The organism is Catenuloplanes indicus (assembly GCF_030813715.1).
Classification (GTDB): domain Bacteria; phylum Actinomycetota; class Actinomycetes; order Mycobacteriales; family Micromonosporaceae; genus Catenuloplanes; species Catenuloplanes indicus.
This window is the reverse complement of the sequence record NZ_JAUSUZ010000001.1, coordinates 3631665-3653576: the sequence shown is the minus strand read 5'-3', so window position 1 is coordinate 3653576 and position 21912 is coordinate 3631665. Positions and strand designations below refer to the sequence as shown.

General features: G+C 72.8%; 16 protein-coding genes. 11 read left to right on the top strand and 5 right to left on the bottom strand.

The features are described from left to right. Nucleotides 1-17: 17 nt before the first annotated feature. Genes J2S42_RS16390 through J2S42_RS16370 form a run of 5 tightly spaced genes read left to right on the top strand, consistent with a single transcriptional unit; the run spans nt 18 to nt 6687 of the window. Complete coding sequence (locus J2S42_RS16390; RefSeq protein ID WP_307240111.1) at nt 18-1028, top strand: polysaccharide pyruvyl transferase family protein; 1011 nt, start codon at nt 18-20, stop codon at nt 1026-1028. Next, nucleotides 1025-2302, top strand: coding sequence for a glycosyltransferase family 2 protein (locus tag J2S42_RS16385; RefSeq protein WP_307240109.1), 1278 nt, complete (start codon nt 1025-1027; stop codon nt 2300-2302). Before J2S42_RS16390 ends, J2S42_RS16385 begins: the two co-directional genes overlap by 4 nt. Continuing rightward, a complete protein-coding gene (locus J2S42_RS16380) occupies nt 2299-4350 on the top strand; it encodes a hypothetical protein (protein WP_307240106.1) in 2052 nt (683 codons plus the stop codon). The genes J2S42_RS16385 and J2S42_RS16380 overlap by 4 nt, the downstream gene beginning before the upstream one ends. Next, nucleotides 4347-5756, top strand: coding sequence for a lipopolysaccharide biosynthesis protein (locus J2S42_RS16375; protein WP_307240104.1), 1410 nt, complete (start codon nt 4347-4349; stop codon nt 5754-5756). Before J2S42_RS16380 ends, J2S42_RS16375 begins: the two co-directional genes overlap by 4 nt. Next, nucleotides 5749-6687 (top strand): beta-1,6-N-acetylglucosaminyltransferase, encoded by a 939-nt coding sequence (locus J2S42_RS16370; protein ID WP_307240102.1) that lies wholly within the window; start codon nt 5749-5751, stop codon nt 6685-6687. Before J2S42_RS16375 ends, J2S42_RS16370 begins: the two co-directional genes overlap by 8 nt. Here J2S42_RS16370 and J2S42_RS16365 read toward each other — a convergent pair. Next, entirely contained in the window at nt 6684-8126 is a 1443-nt protein-coding gene (locus J2S42_RS16365; RefSeq protein WP_307240100.1) for a glycoside hydrolase family 16 protein, read from the bottom strand. The genes J2S42_RS16370 and J2S42_RS16365 overlap by 4 nt on opposite strands. Before the next feature lie 303 nt (nt 8127-8429). Between J2S42_RS16365 and J2S42_RS16360 the strand changes: the two genes are divergently transcribed. The 3 genes from J2S42_RS16360 to J2S42_RS16350 are packed head-to-tail and all read left to right on the top strand — an operon-like array spanning nt 8430 to nt 14732. After that, the gene (locus J2S42_RS16360) at nt 8430-11417 is read left to right on the top strand and encodes a methyl-accepting chemotaxis protein (RefSeq protein WP_307240098.1); all 2988 of its coding nucleotides are present in this window, start codon (nt 8430-8432) and stop codon (nt 11415-11417) included. Further along, on the top strand, nt 11414-12970 hold the full coding sequence (locus J2S42_RS16355; protein ID WP_307240097.1) for a chemotaxis protein CheW: 1557 nt from the start codon (nt 11414-11416) through the stop codon (nt 12968-12970). The genes J2S42_RS16360 and J2S42_RS16355 overlap by 4 nt, the downstream gene beginning before the upstream one ends. 25 nt (nt 12971-12995) lie before the next feature. Then, the gene (locus J2S42_RS16350; RefSeq protein ID WP_307240095.1) at nt 12996-14732 is read left to right on the top strand and encodes a sensor histidine kinase; all 1737 of its coding nucleotides are present in this window, start codon (nt 12996-12998) and stop codon (nt 14730-14732) included. A gap of 5 nt (nt 14733-14737) precedes the next feature. Here the strand turns inward: J2S42_RS16350 and J2S42_RS16345 are convergent, their stop codons facing one another. Next, nucleotides 14738-15226 carry a CAP domain-containing protein gene (locus J2S42_RS16345; protein ID WP_307240093.1) on the bottom strand — a complete coding sequence of 163 codons (489 nt, stop codon included), beginning with the start codon at nt 15224-15226 and terminating at the stop codon, nt 14738-14740. Nucleotides 15227-15693: 467 nt separating this feature from the next. On the opposite strand from J2S42_RS16345, the gene J2S42_RS16340 reads away from it, so the two are divergent. Next, on the top strand, nt 15694-16290 hold the full coding sequence (locus tag J2S42_RS16340) for a DUF3455 domain-containing protein (protein ID WP_307240091.1): 597 nt from the start codon (nt 15694-15696) through the stop codon (nt 16288-16290). A 72-nt stretch (nt 16291-16362) separates the two neighbouring features. On the opposite strand, the gene J2S42_RS16335 is transcribed toward J2S42_RS16340, so the two are convergent. Continuing rightward, the gene (locus tag J2S42_RS16335; RefSeq protein WP_307240089.1) at nt 16363-16818 is read right to left on the bottom strand and encodes an SLATT domain-containing protein; all 456 of its coding nucleotides are present in this window, start codon (nt 16816-16818) and stop codon (nt 16363-16365) included. Next, nucleotides 16811-17326 (bottom strand): DUF4231 domain-containing protein, encoded by a 516-nt coding sequence (locus J2S42_RS16330; protein ID WP_307240086.1) that lies wholly within the window; start codon nt 17324-17326, stop codon nt 16811-16813. The genes J2S42_RS16335 and J2S42_RS16330 overlap by 8 nt, the downstream gene beginning before the upstream one ends. 123 nt (nt 17327-17449) lie before the next feature. Between J2S42_RS16330 and J2S42_RS16325 the strand changes: the two genes are divergently transcribed. Next, complete coding sequence (locus J2S42_RS16325; RefSeq protein WP_307240084.1) at nt 17450-18622, top strand: acyl-CoA dehydrogenase family protein; 1173 nt, start codon at nt 17450-17452, stop codon at nt 18620-18622. Between the two features lie 73 nt (nt 18623-18695). Next, the gene (locus tag J2S42_RS16320; RefSeq protein ID WP_307240082.1) at nt 18696-19490 is read left to right on the top strand and encodes a hypothetical protein; all 795 of its coding nucleotides are present in this window, start codon (nt 18696-18698) and stop codon (nt 19488-19490) included. Nucleotides 19491-19750: 260 nt separating this feature from the next. Here the strand turns inward: J2S42_RS16320 and J2S42_RS16315 are convergent, their stop codons facing one another. After that, nucleotides 19751-21886 (bottom strand): DEAD/DEAH box helicase, encoded by a 2136-nt coding sequence (locus tag J2S42_RS16315; protein ID WP_307240080.1) that lies wholly within the window; start codon nt 21884-21886, stop codon nt 19751-19753. Nucleotides 21887-21912: the final 26 nt, after the last annotated feature.

Sequence of the window (21912 nt, the reverse complement as noted above, 5' to 3'; positions counted from 1 at the left end):
GCCCGGAGGACTCTCACGTGACCGACGCCCGCATCGACGATCCCGTCCGCGCCCTGACCGCGCGGACGGGAGCGATCCTCCAGGATCTGCTGCCCGGCGGCCCGCACGTGGCGCTGCTCGACTTCCCCGCTCACGACAACGCCGGCGACTCGCTGATCCACCTTGGACAGGTGGCCCATCTGCGGCGACTCGGCCTCGTGGTGCGGTATCTCGCCGATGACCGGACCTACAGCCCCACGGTACTGCGCAAACGGCATCCGGCGGGTCCGATCTTCATTCAGGGCGGGGGAAATCTGGGCGACCTCTGGCCGCTCCGCCAGGACTTCCGGGAACGGTTGCTCCGCGAGCACCCGGACCGGCCGATCGTCCAGCTGCCACAGTCCATGGACTTCCGCGACTCGGCGCGGCTCGCGCGGGCCAGTGCCGCGTTCCACGCCCACCCGGACCTCACGCTGCTGCTGCGCGACGAGCGCAGCCTGGCCCGGGCCCGGGACGCGTTCCCCGGCGTCCGCGCCGAGTTCTGCCCCGACCTCGCACCGGGGGCCGGACCGCAGGCGCGCACCGCACCGGCCACACACGACGTGGTGCTGCTGCTGCGCACGGACGGCGAGCAGACCGGCGACCACCGCGTCATGATTCCGGCCGGTGCCCGCGCGCTGCGCACCGACTGGGGTTTCCGGGGCGCGCACCGGCTCCGCTGGGACCTGCTGCGCGCGCCGTCCGCGGTCGCCCGGCACCTGCCGGTGCTGCGCGGGCCGCTGCAGACCACGGTGGAGCGCTCGTTCGCCGCGCTCGCGGCACACAACGTCGACCGGGCCCGCGCCGTGCTCTCCCGGGGCCGCGCGGTGGTCACCGACCGGCTGCACGCCGCGGTGCTGGCCGCGCTGATGGGCATTCCGGTGATCGCGATGGACAACTGCTCCGGGAAGATCTCGGCCGCGTACGACGCGTACCTGCACGCGTTGCCCGGGCTCACGTTCGCACGGTCCGCGGCCGAGGCGTCCGAGGCGCTGGAGGGAGTGCTGTGACCGCCGTGCTGCCCGCCGCGCCCGCGGCCACCGGCGTCGGTGTCCGGTGCTGTGAACTGGAGCTCTCCGGTGTGGACGGGCTCGCCTCGGTCGTGCCGGCGCGCGGTGAGCCGCGGATGCGGGTCCTGGTCCGGCTGCACGGCGAGCCGCTCGGCTACCTCACCCGGCCGGCCGGGACCACGGTGGACGAGCTGGTCGCGACCGCCTGGCGGGCGTTCGGCCCGGCCGCGCTCGATCACCTGGCGGTCGAGGGCGCGGAGCCGGCGGTCGGCGAGCGGCCCGCACCGGCCGGCGCGGCCTGCCCGAACCGGGTGGCCGAGGACGAACTCGTCTCCGTGGTGGTCTGCACCCGCGACCGGGCCGGGCAGCTCGGCGCCGCGCTCGACCGGCTGGCGGCGCTCACGTACCCGCGGCTGGAGATCGTGATCGTGGACAACGCGCCGTCCGACGACTCGACGGAACGCCTGGTCACGGCGAGATCCACGAGAGACAGCCGGCTCCGGTACGTACGGGAGCCGCGGCCCGGCCTGTCCGCCGCCCGCAACCGGGGCCTGATCGCGGCGCGCGGCACCTACGTCGCCTACACCGACGACGACGTCTCGGTGGACCCCGGCTGGGTGCACGGGCTGGTTCGCGGCTTCGCGACGCGCCCGGACGTCGCGTGCGTGACCGGGCTGGTCTGCACCGCCTCGATCGGCAACGCGTCCGAGGCGTACTTCGACGCGCGCAACTCCGGCTGGTCCGGCCGGGTCACCGCGCGGCTGTTCGACCGGGACACCGACGGGGGGCCGCTCTACCCGTACTCCGCGGGGATCTTCGGCACCGGGGCGAACGTGGCGTTCCACCGGGAGCGGACGCTCGCGATCGGCGGCTTCGACGAGGCGCTCGGCGCCGGCTCGCCGACCCGCGGGGGCGAGGACCTGGACGCGTTCGTCCGGGTGCTGCGCGCCGGGCACGCGATCGCCTATCAGCCGGCCGCGGTCGTCTGGCACCACCACCGCGCGGACCCGGGCTCGCTGCTGCGCCAGATGTACGGGTACGGCACCGGGCTCACCGCGTACCTGACCAAGCTGGTGCTCACCCGGGACACCCGCCATGACCTGCTGCGCCGGGTCCCGGCCGGGTTACTGCGGCTGGCCCGGATCCGCGCGGACACGCACCGGCGGCTGGACGGGGTGAGCGCTCCCCGGGCCGCGCTGCGGCGCGAGTTCGCCGGATACCTCGCCGGTCCGCTGCTCTACCTGCGGGCCCGCCGCTCCGGGAGTATCCGGTGACACCGCGGCCACCTACCCCCAAGCCGGAGAGGAGACATGTTTCCCTCCGCACCGCCGACCCGGACACCACCGCGCGGCTGGCGCTCTCCGCCGGGAGTCTGCTGCTGCTCCCGCTGGCCGCGCTGTTCCAGCTGGCCGGTGCGCCCGGGCTGCGCAGCGTGGCGCTGCTGGCGTTCGCGCTGCTCGGCTTGGGCTCCGCGCCATGGGCGCCGCTGCTGCGCCTGCCGGCCGGCACCCGGCTGACACTCACCGCGCTCACCGCGCTCGCGCTGCCGATCATCGTCGGCACCGGCATGCTGCTGATGGGCGTCTGGTCTCCGATCGCGGTGTTCGTGCCGCTCACCGTCGCGGCCGTGGTGGCGCACGGGCTGTCGCTGCTGCGCGAGCCGATCGTGTGGCCGCGTCCGGACGGCGCCGCATCCGGGCTGGTCGCGGTGCTCGGCGGCGCACTCTGCCTGGGCGCCGCGCTCACCCACCGGCACCTCGACCCCGGCCTGTGGGGCTTCCTGGTGCGGATCGGCCCGGTCTGGTACGCCGGGCTCGCGCTCGTGCTGATCGGGCTCGCCACCGCGCGGGCCGGTACGCAGACCGCGCTGGCCGTCTCCGTGCTGATCCTCGCGCTGACGCTCACGGTCACGCCCGCGCTGGTCTACGACGGCCCGCGCTCGCAGTCCGCGAACAAGCACGTCGAGCTGGTGCAGCAGATCCGCGCGCTCGGCCTGCTCGACTCCTCGGTGCGGGCGTACAACGCGTGGCCCGGGTTCTTCGCCGCGGTCGCCTGGCTGTGCGACGTGGCCGGCCTGCGCGACCCGATGCGGCTGGCGATCGCCTGGCCGCCGCTGATGGCGGTGTTCCGGGTGGTCGCACTGCGGCACCTGGCCGGGCGCGTGCTGGCCTCGCCGTACCAGGCGTGGATCGCGGTGGCGCTGGCCGTGCTGGCGGACCCGATCGGCGCGGACTACTTCTCGCCGCAGTCGCTCGGGTTCGTGCTCGGGCTGCTGGCGTTCGGTCTCGCGCTGTCCGATCTGCGGTGGCGGATGCCGCTGCTGGTCGCGACCGGGTGCGTGCTCGCGGTGACGCATCAGCTCAGTCCGTACATCACCGGCGGGATCCTGGTGGTCCTGGCCGCGTTCCGCTGGGTGCGGCCGTGGTGGACGCCCGCGACCGTGCTGCTGCCCGCGATCGCCTGGACGCTCGCGCACTTCTCCGCGGTCTCCTCGTTCCTCAGCCTGCGCGGCGTCGGCGACTCCGCGAACTTCCGGCCGCCGCGCACCACCGCGGTCGACGACCTGGAACGGCTGCCGATCGTCACGGTCAGCGTGGTCGCGCTGTCCGCCGGGATCGTGCTGCTGGGCCTGGTAGCGGCCGGTGTGCTGGCCACCCGGCTGCGCGACGAGCGGGCCTGGGCGATGGCGGCCTGCCCGGCGGTCGGCCTGGTGATCATCGCCGGGAACGCGTACGGCAACGAGGGCATCTTCCGCGCCGCGCTGTTCGGCATCCCGTGGCTGGCGCTGCTCGCGGCCGGCGCGTTCACCGAACGCCGGCGGCCCGCGCTGTTCGCGCTGACCACGGCGCTGACCGCGACGTTCGTGACGGCCGCGTTCAGCATGGACGCGTCCAACGTGAGCCGGCCCGGCGACCGCGCCGCGTTCCAGTACTTCCTGGACCGGCCGCGCGGCAGCTGGATGCTCATCCTCGGCGCCGGTGACCTGCCCAGCGTGCCGCCGACCCGGGAGCGCACGCACGTCTCCGTCTACCGGCCGATCCTGGACCCGGTCGCGCACCGGCCCGCGGGCGAGACGCCGCAGGCCGCGGTGCCCCGGCTGACCGCGCTGCTCGAGGAGTACGCGGACCGCGAGGCGAACTGGCGGACCGACCACTTCTACGCGCTCTGGTCGCCGGTCACGTCGTACTACGGCTGGGAGTACGGGCTGCACACCCGGGACGACTTCGCCGCGCTGCGCGACGCGTTCGCGGCCGCGCCCGGCTGGTCGGTGGCGTTCCGCTCCGGCGAGACCGTGGTCTTCTCCTACCGGCCGGCGTCGTGAGCGTCGACGCGCACGTGTCCCGGCTGTTCGGCCGGGACTCGCTCTACATGATCCTCTGGGCGGTGCAGCTCGGCTGCGCCGCGCTGCTCACGCCGGTGCTCACCCGCTTCCTCGGCACCGGCGAGTTCGGCACGGTCGCGGCCGCGAACACGGTCATGCAGGTGCTGTTCGTGGTCGGCGGGTTCGGGCTGCAGACCGCGATCCAGCGTGCCTACGCCCGCCCGGGCCTCAGCGGCCCGGAGGGCGCGCGCCGGATCGTCACGCTCGCGATCGTGCTGGCGCTCGCGGTCACCGGGCTCGCGCTCGTCACCGCGCCCGGCTGGGCCCGGCCGCTCGGACTGACCGGTGAGCTGCCCGCGCTGCGGCTCGCGATCGGCTGGGCCGGGCTGTCCGCGATCACCAACGCGTCGCTCGGACTGCTCCGCAGCCAGGATCGGCTGGCCGCGTTCGCGCTGGTCAGCCTGTTGCAGTCGGCGGGGGCCGAGGCCGCGAGCCTGGGCCTGGTCGCGGCCGGGCGGCCGACCGCGGAGAACTTCCTGCTCGGCCAGCTGCTGCTGCAGGCCGTGGCCGTGCTGGCCGGGCTCGTGCTGGCACCGCCACGCGCGCTGCGCCCGGCGGACGCGCCGATGCTGCGCGGCGCGCTCGCCTACGCGCTGCCGCTGGTCCCCGCCGTGCTCGGCATGCTGGTGCTGTCCACCGCGGACCGGCTGCTGATCCAGGCCGCGCTCGGCCCGGACGCGGTCGCCCGCTACCAGGTCGCCTACAACGTGGCGTCCGGGCCGATCCTGCTGCTCGGCGTGCTGAACACCGCGTGGATGCCGCGGTTCTTCGCGCTCGCCGAGGACGGGGAGCGCACCGCCGTGCTGGCGGCGAGCCGTGACCTGCTCTACCGGCTGCTGGTGCCGCTGGTGGCCGGCGTCGCGATCGGCGCACCGTTCGTGCTGCGGGTGTGGGCGCCTCCGTCGTACCGGCCGGAAGATCTGTATTGGGTGTTCTCGCTGGTCGTGGTGGCGGCCGTGCCGTTCGCCGCGCAGCTGGCGCTGCATCGTGCGCTGGTCGCGGCCGGTCACACCGGCGTGGTCGCGGTCGCGGTCTGCCTGGCCGCGGGGGCGAATCTGCTGCTCACCTGGGCGCTGATCCCGCCGCTCGGGCTGGCCGGGGCCGCGCTCGCCACGGTCGCCGGGTACGGACTGCTTTATCTGGGCCTGCGCCGCGGTGCCGCGGCCACCGCGCCGGTCCCGGCATCGCCGGTGCGGCTGCGCACGCTGATCGCCGCGTCGGTCACCGTCGGTCTCGCGGCCGCGGCCGCGCCGGACACACCGTTCTTCCTGGCGGTACGTGGTGCGCTGGTGCTCGGCACGGTCGTCTGGTTCTTCCGGGTGCTGACCGGTGTCCGCCGTGGGTGAGCCGCTCGCCGTGGTGCTGCTGGCCCACGCGGATCCGGAACAGGTGCACCGGCTGATCCGTACGCTGGCCGGGGTGCCGGTGTTCCTGCACTGTGACGCGCGCACGCCGCCGCCGGTGTTCCACGCGATGACCACCGGGCTGCCGGCGTACGTGACGGTCGTCGACCGGGTCCGGACCGCGCTGGCCAGCTGGTCGCTGGTCCGGGCCGAGCTGACCGGGCTGCGCGCCGCGGTACGCGCGGTCGACGCCCGGCACGTCGCGGTGCTCTCCGGCGCCTGCTACCCGCTGATGGGCGTCGACGACCTGGTTCGCGAGCTGGCGGTCTGGCGGGGCCGGTCGTGGATCACGAACCTGCCGCTTCCGCTGGACCGGTGGAGCACGCCCCGGCATCCGGACGGCGGGCTGTGGCGGCTCAACCGCCGCTACCTGGTCCGCCGCGACCGGGTGCTGCACCTGCGCGGCGTGCCGCTGCGCTGGCCGTGGCCCCGGGCGATCCCGGCGGAACTGGAGCTGCGGGCCGGCGGCCACTGGAAGATCTACTCCGGCGCGCACGCGCGACTGCTGCTCGACCTGGTCGACGGCCGGCCGGACCTGCTGCGGTTCTGGCGCACCACGCTCATCCCGGAGGAGACGTTCGTGCCGACCATGCTGGCCAGCCCCGCGCTGGCCGGTGCGGACGCGCTGCCGCCGTGCGCGGCGGGACCGTGGTACATCGACTGGGCCGGCAGCCCGGACGGCCACCACCCGCCGTGGCTGACCACCGCCCACGCCGACCAGCTGAAGGCGGCCCGCTGGGCACCGCCGCTCATCCCTGGGGAAATGGCACAGCCGCCGGGCCCACACGGGACCCGGCGGCTGTTCGCCCGCAAGTTCCGGTCAGCCGATCCGTTGGTGCTCGACCGGATCGACGCCGAACTCCGTCTCGGCTAGAAGGGCGTTCCGCCCTCGTAGACGGCGATGTCGCCGACCGTCATGGTGCGCGGCATCGGGGTGGTCGGCGTGCCGCTCGCCACCGCCACGTTCAGCACCAGGAACTGGTCGCCGCCGAACGGCCAGGTACGCCCGGAGGAGATCGCGTCCGCGGCCCAGACCGTCATCGTCGGCTTGCGGTCGATGTAGAAGCGGACCACGTTGCGGTCGAAGTACACGCCGTACTTGTGCGGCCGGGCGTCCAGCGACTCGCGCAGGTCGGTGGAGCCACCGGCCTCGCCCCAGCCGTACGGCATGTCGGTCTTCGGCGCACCGGCCTTCGCCATGTGCAGCGCGCTGTGTGCGATCGTCGGCGTGGCACCCCAGCCCTCGAGGATGTCGATCTCACCGGCGGCCGGCCAGCCCTGGGTACGGGTGGCGGTGCCGACCATCCAGAACGCCGGCCACACGCCCGCGCCGACCGGTGCGACGATCTCCGCCTCGACGTACGAGCCGGCCTCGACCGTCACCTTTCCCTCCGTGGTCAGGCGGGCGCTGGTGTAGTCGCGGGTGATGCCGTCGGTGCCCTTGACCCTCTGCTGTCGGGCGGTGATCTGTAGCTTGCCGGCACCGTTCAGCGACGCGTTGTCCAGGCTCCTGGTGTACGTCTGGACCTCCTCGTTGCCCCAGCCGTTGCCGCCGGTCTCGTAGTTCCAGTGCGCGGCGTTCGGCGCGGTGCCGGCCTTGCCCGCGAACGAGACGAGCTTCTCCGGCATGGTGTCGGTCCGCGCCGGCAGCGCGGCCGCGTACTCCTTGACGCTGACGCCGGTGACCTGGAACGCGAACGCGCCGGAGGCCGGCAGCGCCAGATAGACGGAGGTGTCCGCCTTGCCGGCCGCGGTGGCCACGAAGGTACGGGTGATCAGGTGCCAGGCCGTGTCCGAGTATTTCCCGTAGACCGCGGCGTCCGCCGGCCGGCTGCCGTAGTTGCCGTTGGCCAGCAGCATGCCGATCGAGGAGCCGGACGCGCGGGTGTCCCGGACCCAGGCCTCCATCCGGTAGACCTTGCCGGGTACGAAGAACGTCTGCGGGCTGCGCAGCGGCGCGAGCGCGAGCGCCCAGCCGCCGCCGGTGCCGCTGCCGGTCGCGGTGCGGGTCAGCTCCATCGCGGTCTTCGCGGTGAACGGGCCGGACACGCCGGTGATCCGGCGCACCGTGACCGGGCCGGCGCTGGACCCGGCGGTCCAGCCAGGGCTGGTGGTGGCGCCGGAGCCGTCGAGGACACCCTCCGCGCTGGCGGAGGCGGGTGCGGCGGACGTCATGGTGATCGCACGGGCATTGTACGGCGTCGGGGCGGGCTGGGACGCCGCGATGACCGCGGCGGGCAGGGCGAGGGTGGCGGCGGCGAGCGCGACGATCGTGACGGTGCGTCGTGTGCCGCGCCGGGGGGTGAGGCGCATTATCGAACCTTCGATAGGGGGCTGGCTTTCGAGGGGAGCCGCTCGGGGGCGGCGACGAGCCCTATCGGGGAGGCCGGAGCGGCTCTGAGTACGGCACCGAACGGCAACCGGGGCACACCGCGATTGCTCGCCGTCCGCCGGAAATCTCCGGATTCGAGTGATTCGCCGCGACGGCTCCTACCGGGCGGACATCCGGGCCGGACTTCTGAACGGTTGCGGCCCGGTTGTCTCAAGGTTGTGTTTCGGGTGCCGATCAGGTGACTGGAAGCAAGGGCGGGGGCCGCGCCGAAGGGGAGCAACACAGTGGCTGATTCCGGTTCGCTGATCAACGCGGAGAGCGGCGCCATGCTCGAGGGCGCGGCGCTGCGCCTGCTGCTGCAGGAGCGCCTGGTCCTGACGCTGCACGCCAAGTCCGGTTCGATCCTGGCGGTCAACCAGCGGGTGCTGGACATCGCGGACATGCCGATCAACAAGGTGGTCGGGATCAAGCTCGAACATCTCTGGAAGATGCCCGGCCCGCTGGTCGACCGGATGCTGGAGTCGGCCGCGCGGGGCGAGTTCATCGAGCAGGTCACCTCGATCTCCGACGGCAACGGCCGGCAGCGCTGGCTGCGACTGAACTGCGGCCCGGTGGAGGCGACGGCGAAGGCCGCACCGGCGAAGCCGGCACCCGCGAAGGCGACCACGGCCGCGGCCGCCGCCGCCGCGGCGAAGGAGGCGGCCACCGCGACCAGCGCGTCCGCGGCCGGTGCCGCGTCCGCGGCCGCACCGGCCGAGGCGAAGCTGTCCGACACGGTGCTGGTCACCGCGTACGACATCACCGAGGACCGGCGGCAGATCGGCGAGCTGAAGGGCAAGTACGCCGCGATCGACCGGGCGCAGGCCGTGATCGAGTTCGACCTGACCGGCAGCATCCTGCACGCGAACGAGAACTTCCTGAGCCTCACCGGGTACTCGCTCGGTGAACTGGTCGGCAAGCAGCACAAGGTGCTCTGCGACCCGGCGTTCGGGGAGGGGCCGGAGTACGAGAAGTTCTGGGACCGGCTGCGCGCCGGTGAGTTCGAGTCCGGCGAGTACAAGCGCGTCGGCAAGGGCGGCCGGGAGATCTGGATCCGGGCGACCTACAACCCGATCTTCGATCTGGACGGCCGGCCGTTCAAGGTGGTCAAGTACGCGCTCGACGTGACCGAGCAGAAGCTGCGCACCGCGGAGTTCGAGGGCAAGGTCAAGGCGATCTCCCGGGCCCAGGCCGTGATCGAGTTCGACCTCTCCGGCGTGATCCTGGACGCGAACCAGAACTTCCTCAACACGGTCGGCTACGAGCTGTCCGAGGTGGTCGGCCAGCATCACAAGATGTTCGTCGACGAGGAGGAGGGGCGTAGCGCCGGATACCGGAACTTCTGGCAGGCGCTGGCCCGGGGCGAGTTCGAGTCCGGCGAGTACAAGCGGGTCGGCAAGGGTGGTAAGGAGGTGTGGCTGCAGGCCACGTACAACCCGATCTTCGACCTGAACGGCCGCCCGATGAAGGTGGTCAAGTACGCGCTCGACGTCACCGACCAGAAGATCCGCAACGCGGAGTTCGAGGGCAAGGTGAACGCGATCGACCGCTCCCAGGCGGTGATCGAGTTCGACCTCAAGGGCAACATCCTGCGGGCCAACCAGCTGTTCCAGGAGACGATGGGCTACGCCGAGTCGGAGATCGTCGGCAAGCACCACCGGATGTTCGCGGACGCGGCCACCTCGGCCAGCGCGGAGTACCGGGAGTTCTGGCAGCGGCTCGGCCGCGGCGAGTTCGAGTCCGGCGAGTACAAGCGGGTCGGCAAGGGCGGCAAGGAGGTGTGGCTGCAGGCCAGCTACAACCCGATCTTCGACCTGTCCGGGCACCCGTTCAAGGTGGTCAAGTACGCCACCGACGTCACCGAGCAGAAGACCCGCAACGTCGAGTTCGAGGGCAAGGTGAACGCGATCGGGCGGGCTCAGGCCGTGATCGAGTTCGACCTGCAGGGCCGGGTGCTGAGCGCCAACCAGAACTTCCTGGACCTGCTCGGCTACTCGCTGGAGGAGGTGCGCGGCAAGCACCACCGGATGTTCGTCGACGAGGCCGAGGCGAAGTCCTCCGAGTACGCCGCGTTCTGGGAGAAGCTGTCCCGCGGCGACTTCGACGCGGGCGAGTACCGCCGCCGCACCAAGGGCGGCCGGGACGTCTACATCCAGGCCACCTACAACCCGATCTTCAACCTGGACGGCCGGCCGTACAAGATCGTCAAGTACGCGGTGGACGTGACGGACGCGAAGATCCAGAACGCGGAGTTCGTCGGCAAGGACCGGGCGATCAACCGCGCGCAGGCCGTGATCGAGTTCGACCTCGAGGGCAACATCCTCTCCGCGAACGAGAACTTCCAGCGCGCGCTCGGCTACTCGCTGCGCGAACTGGTCGGCCAGCACCACAGCATGCTCTGCGACAGCGACTACATCACGTCCGGCGAGTACCGCGACTTCTGGCTGCGGCTGCGCAAGGGCGAGTACCTGTCCGGCCGCTTCCACCGGGTCGGCAAGTACGGCCGTAACGTCTGGATCCAGGCCAGCTACAACCCGATCTTCGACATGCGTGGCGAGCCGATCAAGGTGGTCAAGTACGCGCACGACATCACCGAGCAGGTCGAGCTGGAACAGCGGCTGACCACGAAGACCCGGGACATGGCCGCCTCGATCAAGGCGCTGGCCGACTCGATCGACGAGATCGTCATCAACGCGCAGCAGGCCAGCGGCCTGGCCGGTGAGACGCAGAGCAACGCTGAGCAGGGCTTCGAGGAGCTGCGCAAGTCCATCGAGGCGATCGACCTGATCGAGAAGTCGTCCGACCAGATCGCCGCGATCGTCAAGGTGATCAGCGAGATCGCCAGCCAGACGAACCTGCTCGCGTTCAACGCCTCGATCGAGGCCGCGCGCGCCGGCGAGCACGGCGTCGGCTTCTCCGTCGTCGCCGGTGAGGTCCGCAAGCTCGCGGAGCGCTCGTCCGACGCGGCCCGCGAGATCAGCAATCTGATCCACGAGTCGGCCGCCCGGGTCGGTCAGGGCTCGCAGGTCTCGCACCGTGCGCAGGCCGCGTTCGCCGACATCCTGAAGAGCGTCGCCTCCACCGGCGAGTCGATCCGGCGGATCGCGGACTCCACGCAGAAGCAGCAGTCCGCGTCCGTCACGGTCACCAGGCTGATCAACGAGCTGACCCAGCCCGGCGACGAGACCAGCATGGCGGAGCAGCAACTCGATCAGACCGGGAAGGCGTCGTGACCACCGCGATGTTCGACGCCCAGTCGGACTTCGTCGGCCTGCACGCCAGCGCCGACACGCTCTTCGGCGTCTTCCGGATCGACCGGATCCGGGTCGCGCTGCCGCTCACCGAGCTGCGCGAGGTCATCCCGTGCCCGCCCGCGTTCAGCCCGCTGCCGGCCCGCGCGCCCGGCCTGGTCGGCGCGGTCAACCTGCGGCACCTGGTCATCCCGGTGCTGGACATGCGGCAGTTGCAGGGCCTCGAGGAGACCAGCGGGGACCAGGTCATCGTGATCGTCGCCCAGGAGGGCCGGGTCTTCGGGCTGATCGCGGACGAGATCGAGGGCGTCAGCCGGGTCGCCGGTGACGCGCTGATGCGGATGACGGTCGGCGGTGACCTGCCGTCGCTGTTCTCGCACAGCTTCGAGCGCCCGGACGACGACGCGGTGGTGTCGCTGCTGGACGCGGAGGCGATCGCGGCGCTGCCCGGCATGCCGGTCGTCCGGGACACCGGGCCGCGCGGCGTGCCGGTCGAGGCGGAGGGCGTGGTCGCGGACGCGTCCCGGCGTACCGTCATGCTGATCACCTGTGGCGAGATCGGCCTGGCCATGGAAGTGAACGACGTCCACTCGGTGATCCCCACGCTGACCGTGCGCCCGTCCCCGCTGGACGGCCCGGCTTGCCGCGGCGTGGTGCACCTGCACGGCCACGCGGTGCCGGCGGTCGATCCGCTCGGGCTGCTCGGCCTCGGCGGCATGGCCGACGACGGCCCACTGCGCGGCGTCGTGCTCGCGCTGCCCCGCGGCCTGATCGTGCTCACCGTCAACGATGTCGCGCACATCGCGTCCGTGCCGAACGCGGACGTCCTGCCGCTGCCGCCGCTCGGCATGCCGAAGTCCGAGTTCCTCTCCGGCGTGCTGCAGTACGAGGGCGGGCGGCAGTACGTGATGGTCGACGGCGCCGCCATGCGCCGGGACGCGGAGCTGGACGCGCTCGCCGCGCTCGGCCTGCCGCTCGACCCGCGCAAGGCCGCGGCCGCCACCGCGCAGACCGCCGGGGGCCCACCGGCCGAGGCGCCGCGCGTCGGTGCGCAGCGCACCCACGAGGGCCGGCGCGTGGTGCAGAGCGTGCGGAAGTTCCTCACCTACAGCGTGGGGGTGGAGGTGGCGACGCTGCTGTCCCAGATCGGGGAGATCCTGCCGTACCCGGAGGAGATCATCCCGCTGGACTCGGGCGGCGCGATCAAGGGCGTCTTCACGCATCGGCGCACCTCGGTGCCGCTGCTCTGCCTGCCCACGCTGCTCGGCCACTGGCAGGAGATCGATCCGGTGACGTCGCGGGTGCTGCTCGTGGCCGTGGAGCAGGACGGCGGCGGCACCAGCGCGGTCGGCTTCGTGGTCCCGGCGCTGCACGCCATCGAGGACTCGGTCTGGGAGGAGTCCGGTGGGGAGAACGAGTACAGCGGGCTGTCGCTGAGCAACAGCCCACTCGTCAAGATCGGCACCGAGGAGCAGGGGCGCATGATGCCGCACATCGATCTGCATCGGATCGCCGCGGCGGAACTCGCGTTCTGACAAAGCCTGAGGGGGTACGGCGCGCGTGCTGGGCCGAATCGTTCGCACCGACTGGCGGTATCTCGCGCTGCCGCTGGCCGTCTGGGCCGTGCTGTGCGCGATCGGCACGTGGGGTGTGTTCTGGGTCGAGGGGCGTGGTGAGCGCGCGATGCAGGACCGCTTCGGCGAACGGGTGCGGATCACCGCCCGCGCGGTCTCCGAGCTGACCGCCGGTGATGGGCCCTCGAATCAGCTCGGCCGGTATCTGGCGCACGCGATCGCGATCGACGGCGCCCAGGTCTACCTGCTCGACGGTGACGACCGGCTGATCGCCAGCAGTAACGGCCTGCCAGCCTGGCCATTGCCGTTGGCCGGCCAGGACCCGCTGATCGCCGCGGCGCTGGCCGGTGCGGACTCCGGCCACTACGGCTCGGCGGCCACCGAGCGGTACTTCGACGCGCAGCCGGTTCCGGGAGCCGCCGGCCGGATCGTCGCCACGGTGCCGGTGAACGGGCTCTACGGCCCGGTCGTCGGCGCGAACGTCGCGGTGCAGTCGATCGGGGCCGGTCTCGGCGTGCTGGGCCTGGTCGCGGCGCTCACCGCGGCCCGGGCCGGCCGGAACCGCGCCGCGCTGCGCGCCAGCGAGGCGGAGTTCCGGGGCCTGTTCGACAACTCCATGCTCGGCATGGTGGTCACCCGGACGGACGGCGAGATCGAGCGGGTCAACCGCGCGTTCGGCGCGCTGCTCGGGCACCCACCGGAGATCCCGCCGCCGGGCGGGTGGGCGGAGATCCTGCACCCGGACGAGGCGGCGGGGCTGTCCGCGCTCGCCGCCCGCGCGCTCGCCGGTGACATCCCGGGCTTCACCGCCACGGTCCGGCTGCGGCACACGTCCGGGCGTTCCGTGCCGGTCGAGGTGACCAGCACGATCATCCGCGACGAGCTCGGCGAGCCGCTGCACTTCAGCACGCAGCTGCTGGACATCTCGGAGCGGGCCCGGCGGCAGGAGGAGCAGCGGGCGTACCGGGAGGAACTGGCCGCGCGCGCCCGTGAGCTGCAGTCGGCGAACGCGGAGCTGCAGGCCGCGAACCAGCGGGTGGCCGACATGGTCGCGATGCTCACGCACGACGTGCGGCAGCCGATCGCCACCATCGCCGGGTACTGCGAACTGCTCACCGACATGTGGGACGACACCGACGACCGGGCCAAGCGCCGCGACGTCGACCGGATCGCGGCCACGGCCGCGAGCATGAGCGGGTACGTCGAGGAGATCCTCACGCTCACCCAGGTCGACGCGGACACGCTGTTCGCGCACCCGGCGCCGCTGCGGCTGGCGGACGCGATCGCGGAGTCGCTGGCCCACCTGCCGGTGCAACAGCGGGCCGGTGTCACGGTCACCGTGGACGACCGGCTGCGCGTCTTCGCCGACCCGCGCCAGCTGCACCAGATGCTGGTCAACCTGATCAGCAACGGGCTCAAGTACGGCGAGCCGCCGATGCTGATCCGCGCGCTGTCCACCGCGGACGGCGTGGAGATCGAGATCAGCGACTCGGGCGAGGGCGTGCCGGAGGACTTCGTGCCGCACCTGTTCGACCGGTTCGCACGCGCGAAGAGCGGCGTGGCCCCGACCAAGAAGGGCACCGGGCTGGGCCTCTACATCGTGCGCCAGCTCGCGGTCGCGAACAGCGGCGACGTGACGTACCGCCCGCACCAGCCGTCCGGTGCCAGCTTCGTGCTGCGCCTCCCGGGGGTCGACGCCACGGTCGGCGCGGTCTCCGCCTAGAGGCTCTAGTTGCCGAACTCCTGCGTCCAGTAGAGGACGCCGTCCGCGTTGCGGACCGCGCCTACGCCGATCATGGTGGACTCGCAGTTCAGCATGTTCCGGCGGTGGCCCGGGCTGTTCAGCCAGCCGCGCATCACGCCGTGCGCGTCGCGGTAGCCCCAGGCGATGTTCTCGCCCATCGGCCGCCGGGTGAACCCGGCTCGCCTGGTGCGCTCGGTGAACCTGCTCCCGTTCGCGCCGGTGTGGCTGAAGAAGCGGTTGCGCACCATGTCCGCGCTGTGCCGTTCCGCGGCCTTGGTCAGCGTGCGGCTGATCACCAGCCGCTCGCAGCCGGCCCGGACCCGGGCCTTGTTGGTCAGGGACACCACCTGGGATTCGAGCGTTGACGTCCGGGGTGCCGCGGACGCGGAGGCCGCTGGCGCGGCGAGCGTCATGCCGAACGCGGCGGCCGGGGCGAGTACGACGAACGCGGTCCGGCGAACGAATGTGCGCAAGAGTGTGTCACCTCTCGGTCGGTGTGTCGCGCGCACCCGTTCGTTCGGCGGCGTGATGCGACGACTGACGAATCGGTCCGTTGTCCCGTCGCCAGCCGTCGGTTTCCGCCCCTGGTGCCGCGATGTCCGTTACTCACAGCAGACACTTTTCGCTGGCTGTCCGGACCCTTTTTGGCCATTTTCCGGACATGGTGACCAGGATGTGCTCCGTCGTGCACGCTGCGTCAAATGCGCGCGCAGATGTGTCGGCGTACCGATGAATGGTTCGCCTGAAGCTTTCCGTGAATGGCGCAATGCGACGCACAGAACCGGACATGAAAATGGTTCACGCTCAAAATTTCTTTGACGAATTTCGCTTCGCACTGAACCGCCGGCCGTCCCCGCTCCGTGTTCGGTGGCGGCGGCGCACCACGGGGCGACAGGGCGGGTGCGTCGCGCTGACCCGGAACCGGTCCTTTGGAGGACACGTGAACAAGACCAAGTCTCGGATGCTCAAGATCGGCAGCGCGGTCGCCGTCGCCGGCGCGCTGATCGGCGGCACGCTCGCCACCGCCAACGCGGCGGAGCAGGCCCCCGGCACCACCGAGGTCGCGGCCGCGGACGTCTCGGCGGAGTCGCGCGGCGGCGGTGGCCCGCGCATCCCGCAGGAGATCGCGGTTCCGGCCGGCAACCGCCTGATCGGCACCATGCAGGCCCGCGGCCAGCAGGTCTACACCTGCACCGCCGGCGCCTGGGTGTTCACCGAGCCGGCCGCCACGCTCACCGGCCGGGTGAACAACCGCCCGGTCACCGCCATCCACTTCAAGGCCCCGACCTGGGAGTCGATCGACGACGGTTCGCTGGTCACCGCCACCGTGCAGGCCACCTCCCCGGTCACCGGCTCGATCGCGCAGCTGCTGCTCAAGGCCACGCCGGCGGCCGGCTCCAACGGCGTCTTCAGCAAGGTCACGTTCATCCACCGGCTCGCCACCAGCGGCGGCGCCGCGCCGGCCGGCGCCTGCACCGAGGGCGCCCGGCTCGGCGTCGCGTACCGCGCCGAGTACCGCTTCTACACGGCCGGCTGATCCTTCACAGCTCGCACACCGCGCCAAGGGGGAGAGGGGCGCCCGCGACGATCGCGGGCGCCCCTCCGTGCGTCAGCGCTTGTCCGGCGGGTCGTCGGTCAACTCCTCCCATCGGGCGTGCTCCTGGGCCAGCACCGCCTCCACCTCGGCCACGTACGCCGCGATGTCCGCCGGGCCGGCGGTGGACGGGTCCGGCTCCAGCACGCGCAGCGCGTACAGCCGGTCCGCGGTGTCCCGGTAGAGCTCACCGATCGGCTCGTAGCCCAGCAGCGTGTCGTACCCGGTGACGAACGTGGCCAGGCCGGCGCACGCCACGGCCAGCACGCCCCAGCCGGAGCGGAACGACCAGGCGTCCGCCGCGCCGAGCGCGCCGCACACCCCGGCCGCGAACAGCAGCAGCGTGCTCACGATCAGCGCCTGGCCGTGCGCGGACGCATACTCGTCCGCGCGGCTCTCGTAGTAGGCGAACTGGTCCGCGTACCGGTGCCGCAGGTAGGCCCGCAGCACCTGCTCGTCCCGGTCACCCACGGCCGGTCTCCGCCGTGCCGGACCGGGCCCGCGCGATCGCCGAGATCAGCTCCGTCTCGCCGGCCGGCGTGCCGGTCAGGAACCGGAAGTAGATCGTGCGCAGCGCCTCGGCTCGGCGCCGGCAGTGCTGGAAGTCCCGCAGCGACCGGCGGCGCATCGCGTACCCGGTGAACACGGTCGCACCGGCACCGGCCAGGCCGGTCACCACACCCGGCCACGGCGAGGACGCCCACGCCGCCTGCGCCGCGCCACCCACCGCGGTCAGCACCGAGAGCGCCGGCAGCAGCACCTGCTGCCGGCGGTGCCGCCGCTGGTGCCGCTCCGCGTCCCGCTGCGCGCGCAACAGCGCCGGGACCAGCTCCGCGCGCAGCAGCGTCAGTTCGGCGGTGAGTGCCGGGTACGCCGCCTCGTCCGCAATGGACAGCGGCGCCCGCGGTGGGTCCGCCCGGCCCCAGGGCACTCGGCGGAACAGTGCCGGACGCCGCCGGCTGCCGGGAAGCCAGGTCACGCACGGCAGCGTATCGGTCACGCGCACGCGCGATCGGGTTCGTCCGAACGGCCGATCCGGTACCGGGTGGAAAAACCCCGTCGTGTCCCCCCGAAAGCGGCGCCAATCGTCTAATTTGGCGCGGTGAAAGCTGGACGTCCGCCGACCCCCGAGCAACGGCAGGCCGAGCACCACCGCTGGGTCACCCGCGCCGAGCGGGTCGCCGAGCTGATCGACGGCCACGCCCGCCGCACCGACGGCCGTGACCCGGCGCCGCCGGTGGCCGAGGCCGAGCTGCTCCGCCAGCACGGCCTGCTCACGCTGCTCACCCCGGCCGCGCACGGCGGCGCCGGACTCACCTGGCGGACCGCGCTGGCGGCCGTGCGCGTGCTGGCCCGCGCGGACGGCCGGATCGGCTATCTGCTCGGCGACCACTACGTCAGCAACGCCTCGATCTGGCTGGCCGGCGGCCCGCGCGTGCAGTCGCTGCTCGGCCGGCCGTCCGCGGAGCGCCAGTGGCTGTGGAGCGACGTGGTGGTGCCCGGCGCCGCGCCGCTCGAGCTCACCGCGGACGGTGACGGCTACCGGCTCTCCGGCACCCGGCTCGCGCCGATCGGCGTCGCCGCGGCGGACATGACCGTGGTCGCGGCCGCGGACACCGGCACCGCGGAACCACTGCTGGTCGGCGTGCCCCGGGAGAGCAAGGGCGTGTCGTTCACGCCCGAGCCGGAGAGCGGCGTGCCCCGGCCGGACGGCGTGAACGTGCGGTACGACCGGGTCTGGATCCCGTCCGAGCACGTGGTCTGCTCGCTCGACCCGGACACCGCTACTCCGCGCTCCTCGCTGCTCGGGCTCGCGGTGCAGGCCGTCTCCGGCCACCTCTGCCTCGGCATCGCGGAGGGCGCCATGCGCTACTGCCGCGGCGGCGCTCCCGGTGCCGCCCCACCCGGCGCCCGCGCGCTCGCCGGGTACGGCACCTGGCTGGCCGCGCTGGACGCGGCCGGTGAGCTGGCGAACCGCATCGCCGAGCAGATCGGCGACGCCGCCGCGCGGCCCACGCTGACCTGGCCGGAGCGGGCCGAGCTGGCCGCGCGCGTCTCCCGGCTGCCGATCCTCGCGGCCGATCTGGCCACCGAGGTCACGTTCGGGCTGTACGAGACGACCAGCGACTGGCCCGCCACGGCGCAGCAGGGCTTCGACCGGTTCTGGCGGGACGCCCGGGCGTACACCGCGAGCATGCCGCTGGACAAACGCCGGCGCGAGGTCGCGCAGCATTTCCTCACCGGCGCCGAACCGGCCCGCACAGACCTGGCCTGAAACAACTCACCAAAGGGTACGAACGGCCCGGCCACCCCCATCGTGGACCGGGCCGCCGCTAGGGTCGGCTGCCATGGGAACCGAGATCGCCGGCCCGTTCGGTGGCTGGCGGGCCGGTGCGAAGATCCGGCTCGGCGACGCCGCGTTCCTGCTCCAGGACCCGGTCCTCGACCGGGCCGGGCCGGGGTACGAGCTGCGCCGCGCCCGCGCGCGGCAGTTGACACCGGTTGCGCGTGACGTCCGGCTGGTGCAGGCGCACGCGTTCCGGCCCGATCCGGCCGCCCGGCGCGCACTCGACGACGTGACCGCGCAGGGCCTGCTGATGGCACGGTTGTGGGTGCTGCCCGGCCTGCCGCGCCTGATCGACACCGTGCCCGGCCCAGGCAGCGTGACGCTGGTCGTGGCGCTGCCGGAGGCCCGGGCACTGCCCGAGGTGCTCGGCGGCCCGCCGTACCCGTGGCACGTTCTCGACCTGCTCTGGCGCGGCCTGCCCGCGCTCTGCACGGTGCTGGACGCGTTGCACACCCGTGGTTTCGCGCATCGCGCACTGTGCGCGGACGCGCTGCTGTACACCGTGGACGGCCGGATCGTGCCGCGCGACCTCGGGCAGGCCGCGTTCGCAGCGGTGCCCGGCCACGGGCCCGGACGGGCCACGGACGTGCGTGACCTGGCCGCACTGATCTACGAGGCGGTCACCGGCCTGCCGCCGGGCACGCCACCGGTCCCGCCGGGCATGCTCCGGCCGGACACGGCGTACCTCGACGACATCCTGCTCCCGGCGCTCGACCTCGACCCGCGTACCCGCCCGCCTCTGGCCCGGATGTCCCGTCGCCTGCGCACGCTCGCGATGCGCGGCATCCCGGCCTGACGGCGGCCGGGCGAATCCTGTCGTGAGTGGTGCGGAACGGCACGGCACTCCGCGTCCGGAAGTCATGACATGTGGTTCCGCCGCGATGCCGCGCCACGCCGGGGGCCGCGTCGCGTCGCGGATGGCGCGGCAGGCCGGTGACCGCGGGGGTTCCCCGCCAATACTTACTGCCAGCGGAGTCTTGCCGCACGGCGGGGTTTGCCCGCGGGAGCATGCGGGCCGCACCACGCCGGAAGCGGGAAGTCGGAATTCGGTTTCGGTCAGACCGCGAGACGGCGTTGTTCCTCGGCGATGACGGCCTTGGCCAGGTCGACGTCGACCGCGTCGGGGGAGGAGCGGGCCACCTCGCTGTGCCGGGCGTAGTCGTCGAACAGCTGGCGTTTCTGCTGCAGGATCTCCAGGATGCGCTGGTCCGGGCCGTCAGCGGTGAGCAGCCGGTGCACCTGGACGGAGCGGACCTGGCCCATCCGGTGTGCGCGGGCCACGGCCTGGTCCTCGATGGTCGGCTTGATCTGCGGCTCGCAGAGGATGACCACGGACGCGGCCTGGATGTTCAGGCCGACGCCGCCGGCCTGGATCTGGCTGATCAACACGGAGTGGCCGGGGACCGCGCTGAACGCGTCCACCAGTTTCTGCCGTTCCTCGACCGGCGTGGAACCGGTCAGCGGCCCGAACGTGCCCGGGCCGAGCAGCTCGATGACCTCGGTCAGCACGGACCGGAAATTGGAGAAGACGACGACCTTGCGGCCGTTCTCCCGGGCCTCGATCACCAGTTCTCTGAGGCGGTGCAGCTTGCCGGAGCCACCCGGGTCCGCGGTGAACGCGACCTGCCGCATCGCCATGAAGTTCCCGGCCGCGACCGCCTCCCGGTACGCGGAGAACTCGGCCCGGTTGAACTCCGACCACTCCTCGGCGCGCACCAGATCGGGCAGTTCCCTGAGCACGTCCTCCTGGTTGCGGCGCAGGTAGACCGGGGCGACCGCCTGCCGGAACGCGACCGGCCCGGCCACCGTCCCGGCGAGGTCGAGCCCGTCGGCCACGCGCGGTTGCAGGTAGCCGATCAGGTTGCGGAACTCGTCCAGCTTGTTCTCCATCGGCGTGCCGGACAGGAAGATCACCCGGGGCACCCGGTCTGTCCATTCCCGCACCGCCTTGGACCGGCGGGTGTCCGGGTTCTTCACGTAGTGCGCCTCGTCCACCACCATCAGCGCGACCCGGGTCTGCGCGGGCACGTCGAGCGTGTGCAGCGAGTCGACGGTGGCGACCGCGACGCCGCCGTCCTCCGTCCAGGTGCGCAGGTTCGCGCCGCGCTGGCCGCCGTGCAGCAGGTATGCGGTGAGCTTGCTGCGGTCGGCGACCTCGCGCGTCCAGTTGACCATCACGCTGGCCGGGCAGACCACCAGGAAGTGGGTCTCGCCGCGGGCCCGCAGGTGCGCCATCGCGGAGATCGACTGGACGGTCTTGCCGAGGCCCATCTCGTCGCCGATGATCACCCGGCCCTGGGCCAGCGCGAACCGGGCGCCGAACGACTGGTAGCCGCGCAGCGTCACGGTCCGGAACGTGTCGTCCAGCTCCTGGCGGCGCACCCGGCCGGTGATGTCGGTCGGCAGGAAGCCCTGCGACGAGTCCACGTCCGGCTGCTCGGCGCCGAGATCGCCGAACGCGGTGTAGTACTCCGCGGACCGCTTCTCGAAGTCCTTCCAGACCGTGCGCGGCGTCGCCGGCCGCTCCCGGATCGCCCGTTCGGCCCTGGCCAGTTTCGCGGGCAGCTTCTCCCGCTCCGCGTCCTCGACCAGCCGGCGCAGCTGGTCGACCGCGGCACCGGCACGCTCGCGGCGGGTCCGGCCGGCGAACAGCATCCGCAGCAGGCTGCCCGCGACGGACGCGGAGCGCAGCGCGGACTCCAGCTCGTCGACCAGGCGCCGGGCCGGTCCGCGTGCCGGGCCGACCGCGGGCTCGGCCCGCAGTACCCGGTGCACCGCGGTGAGCAGCGCGGTCGCGGCCCGGTCCTTGGTGTCAAAGTTGACCCGGACGGCCAGCGATCGGGCCGCCGCCTCCGCCACCTGCTCGGCCACGGCCTTCAGCTGTCGTGCGCCCGCCGGGCTCAGGCCGGGCACCTGCGCCAACTCGGCCTCGGACCGGGAGCGGACCGCGCCGATCGTGGTCAGCCCGGCCTTCTCCAGCGGCGCGATCCGGACCTTCGCACCGGCCGCGTCACGCAGCGCCGAGACCGGCAGCGTCTCCAGGTGGCGTGCCAGCAACTGGTCGCGTTCCCGCAGGTAGGCGTCGCGCGCCTCGCCCCGGATGTGCCGATCGCCGTCCGCGACCCGCTCGGCGGCGTCCCGCAGCCGGCGTCCCGCGGCCAGCACCTGCCGCGCTTCCGCCCGCTCCACCACGCGCTACAGGCTACGTCCCGCGCGCC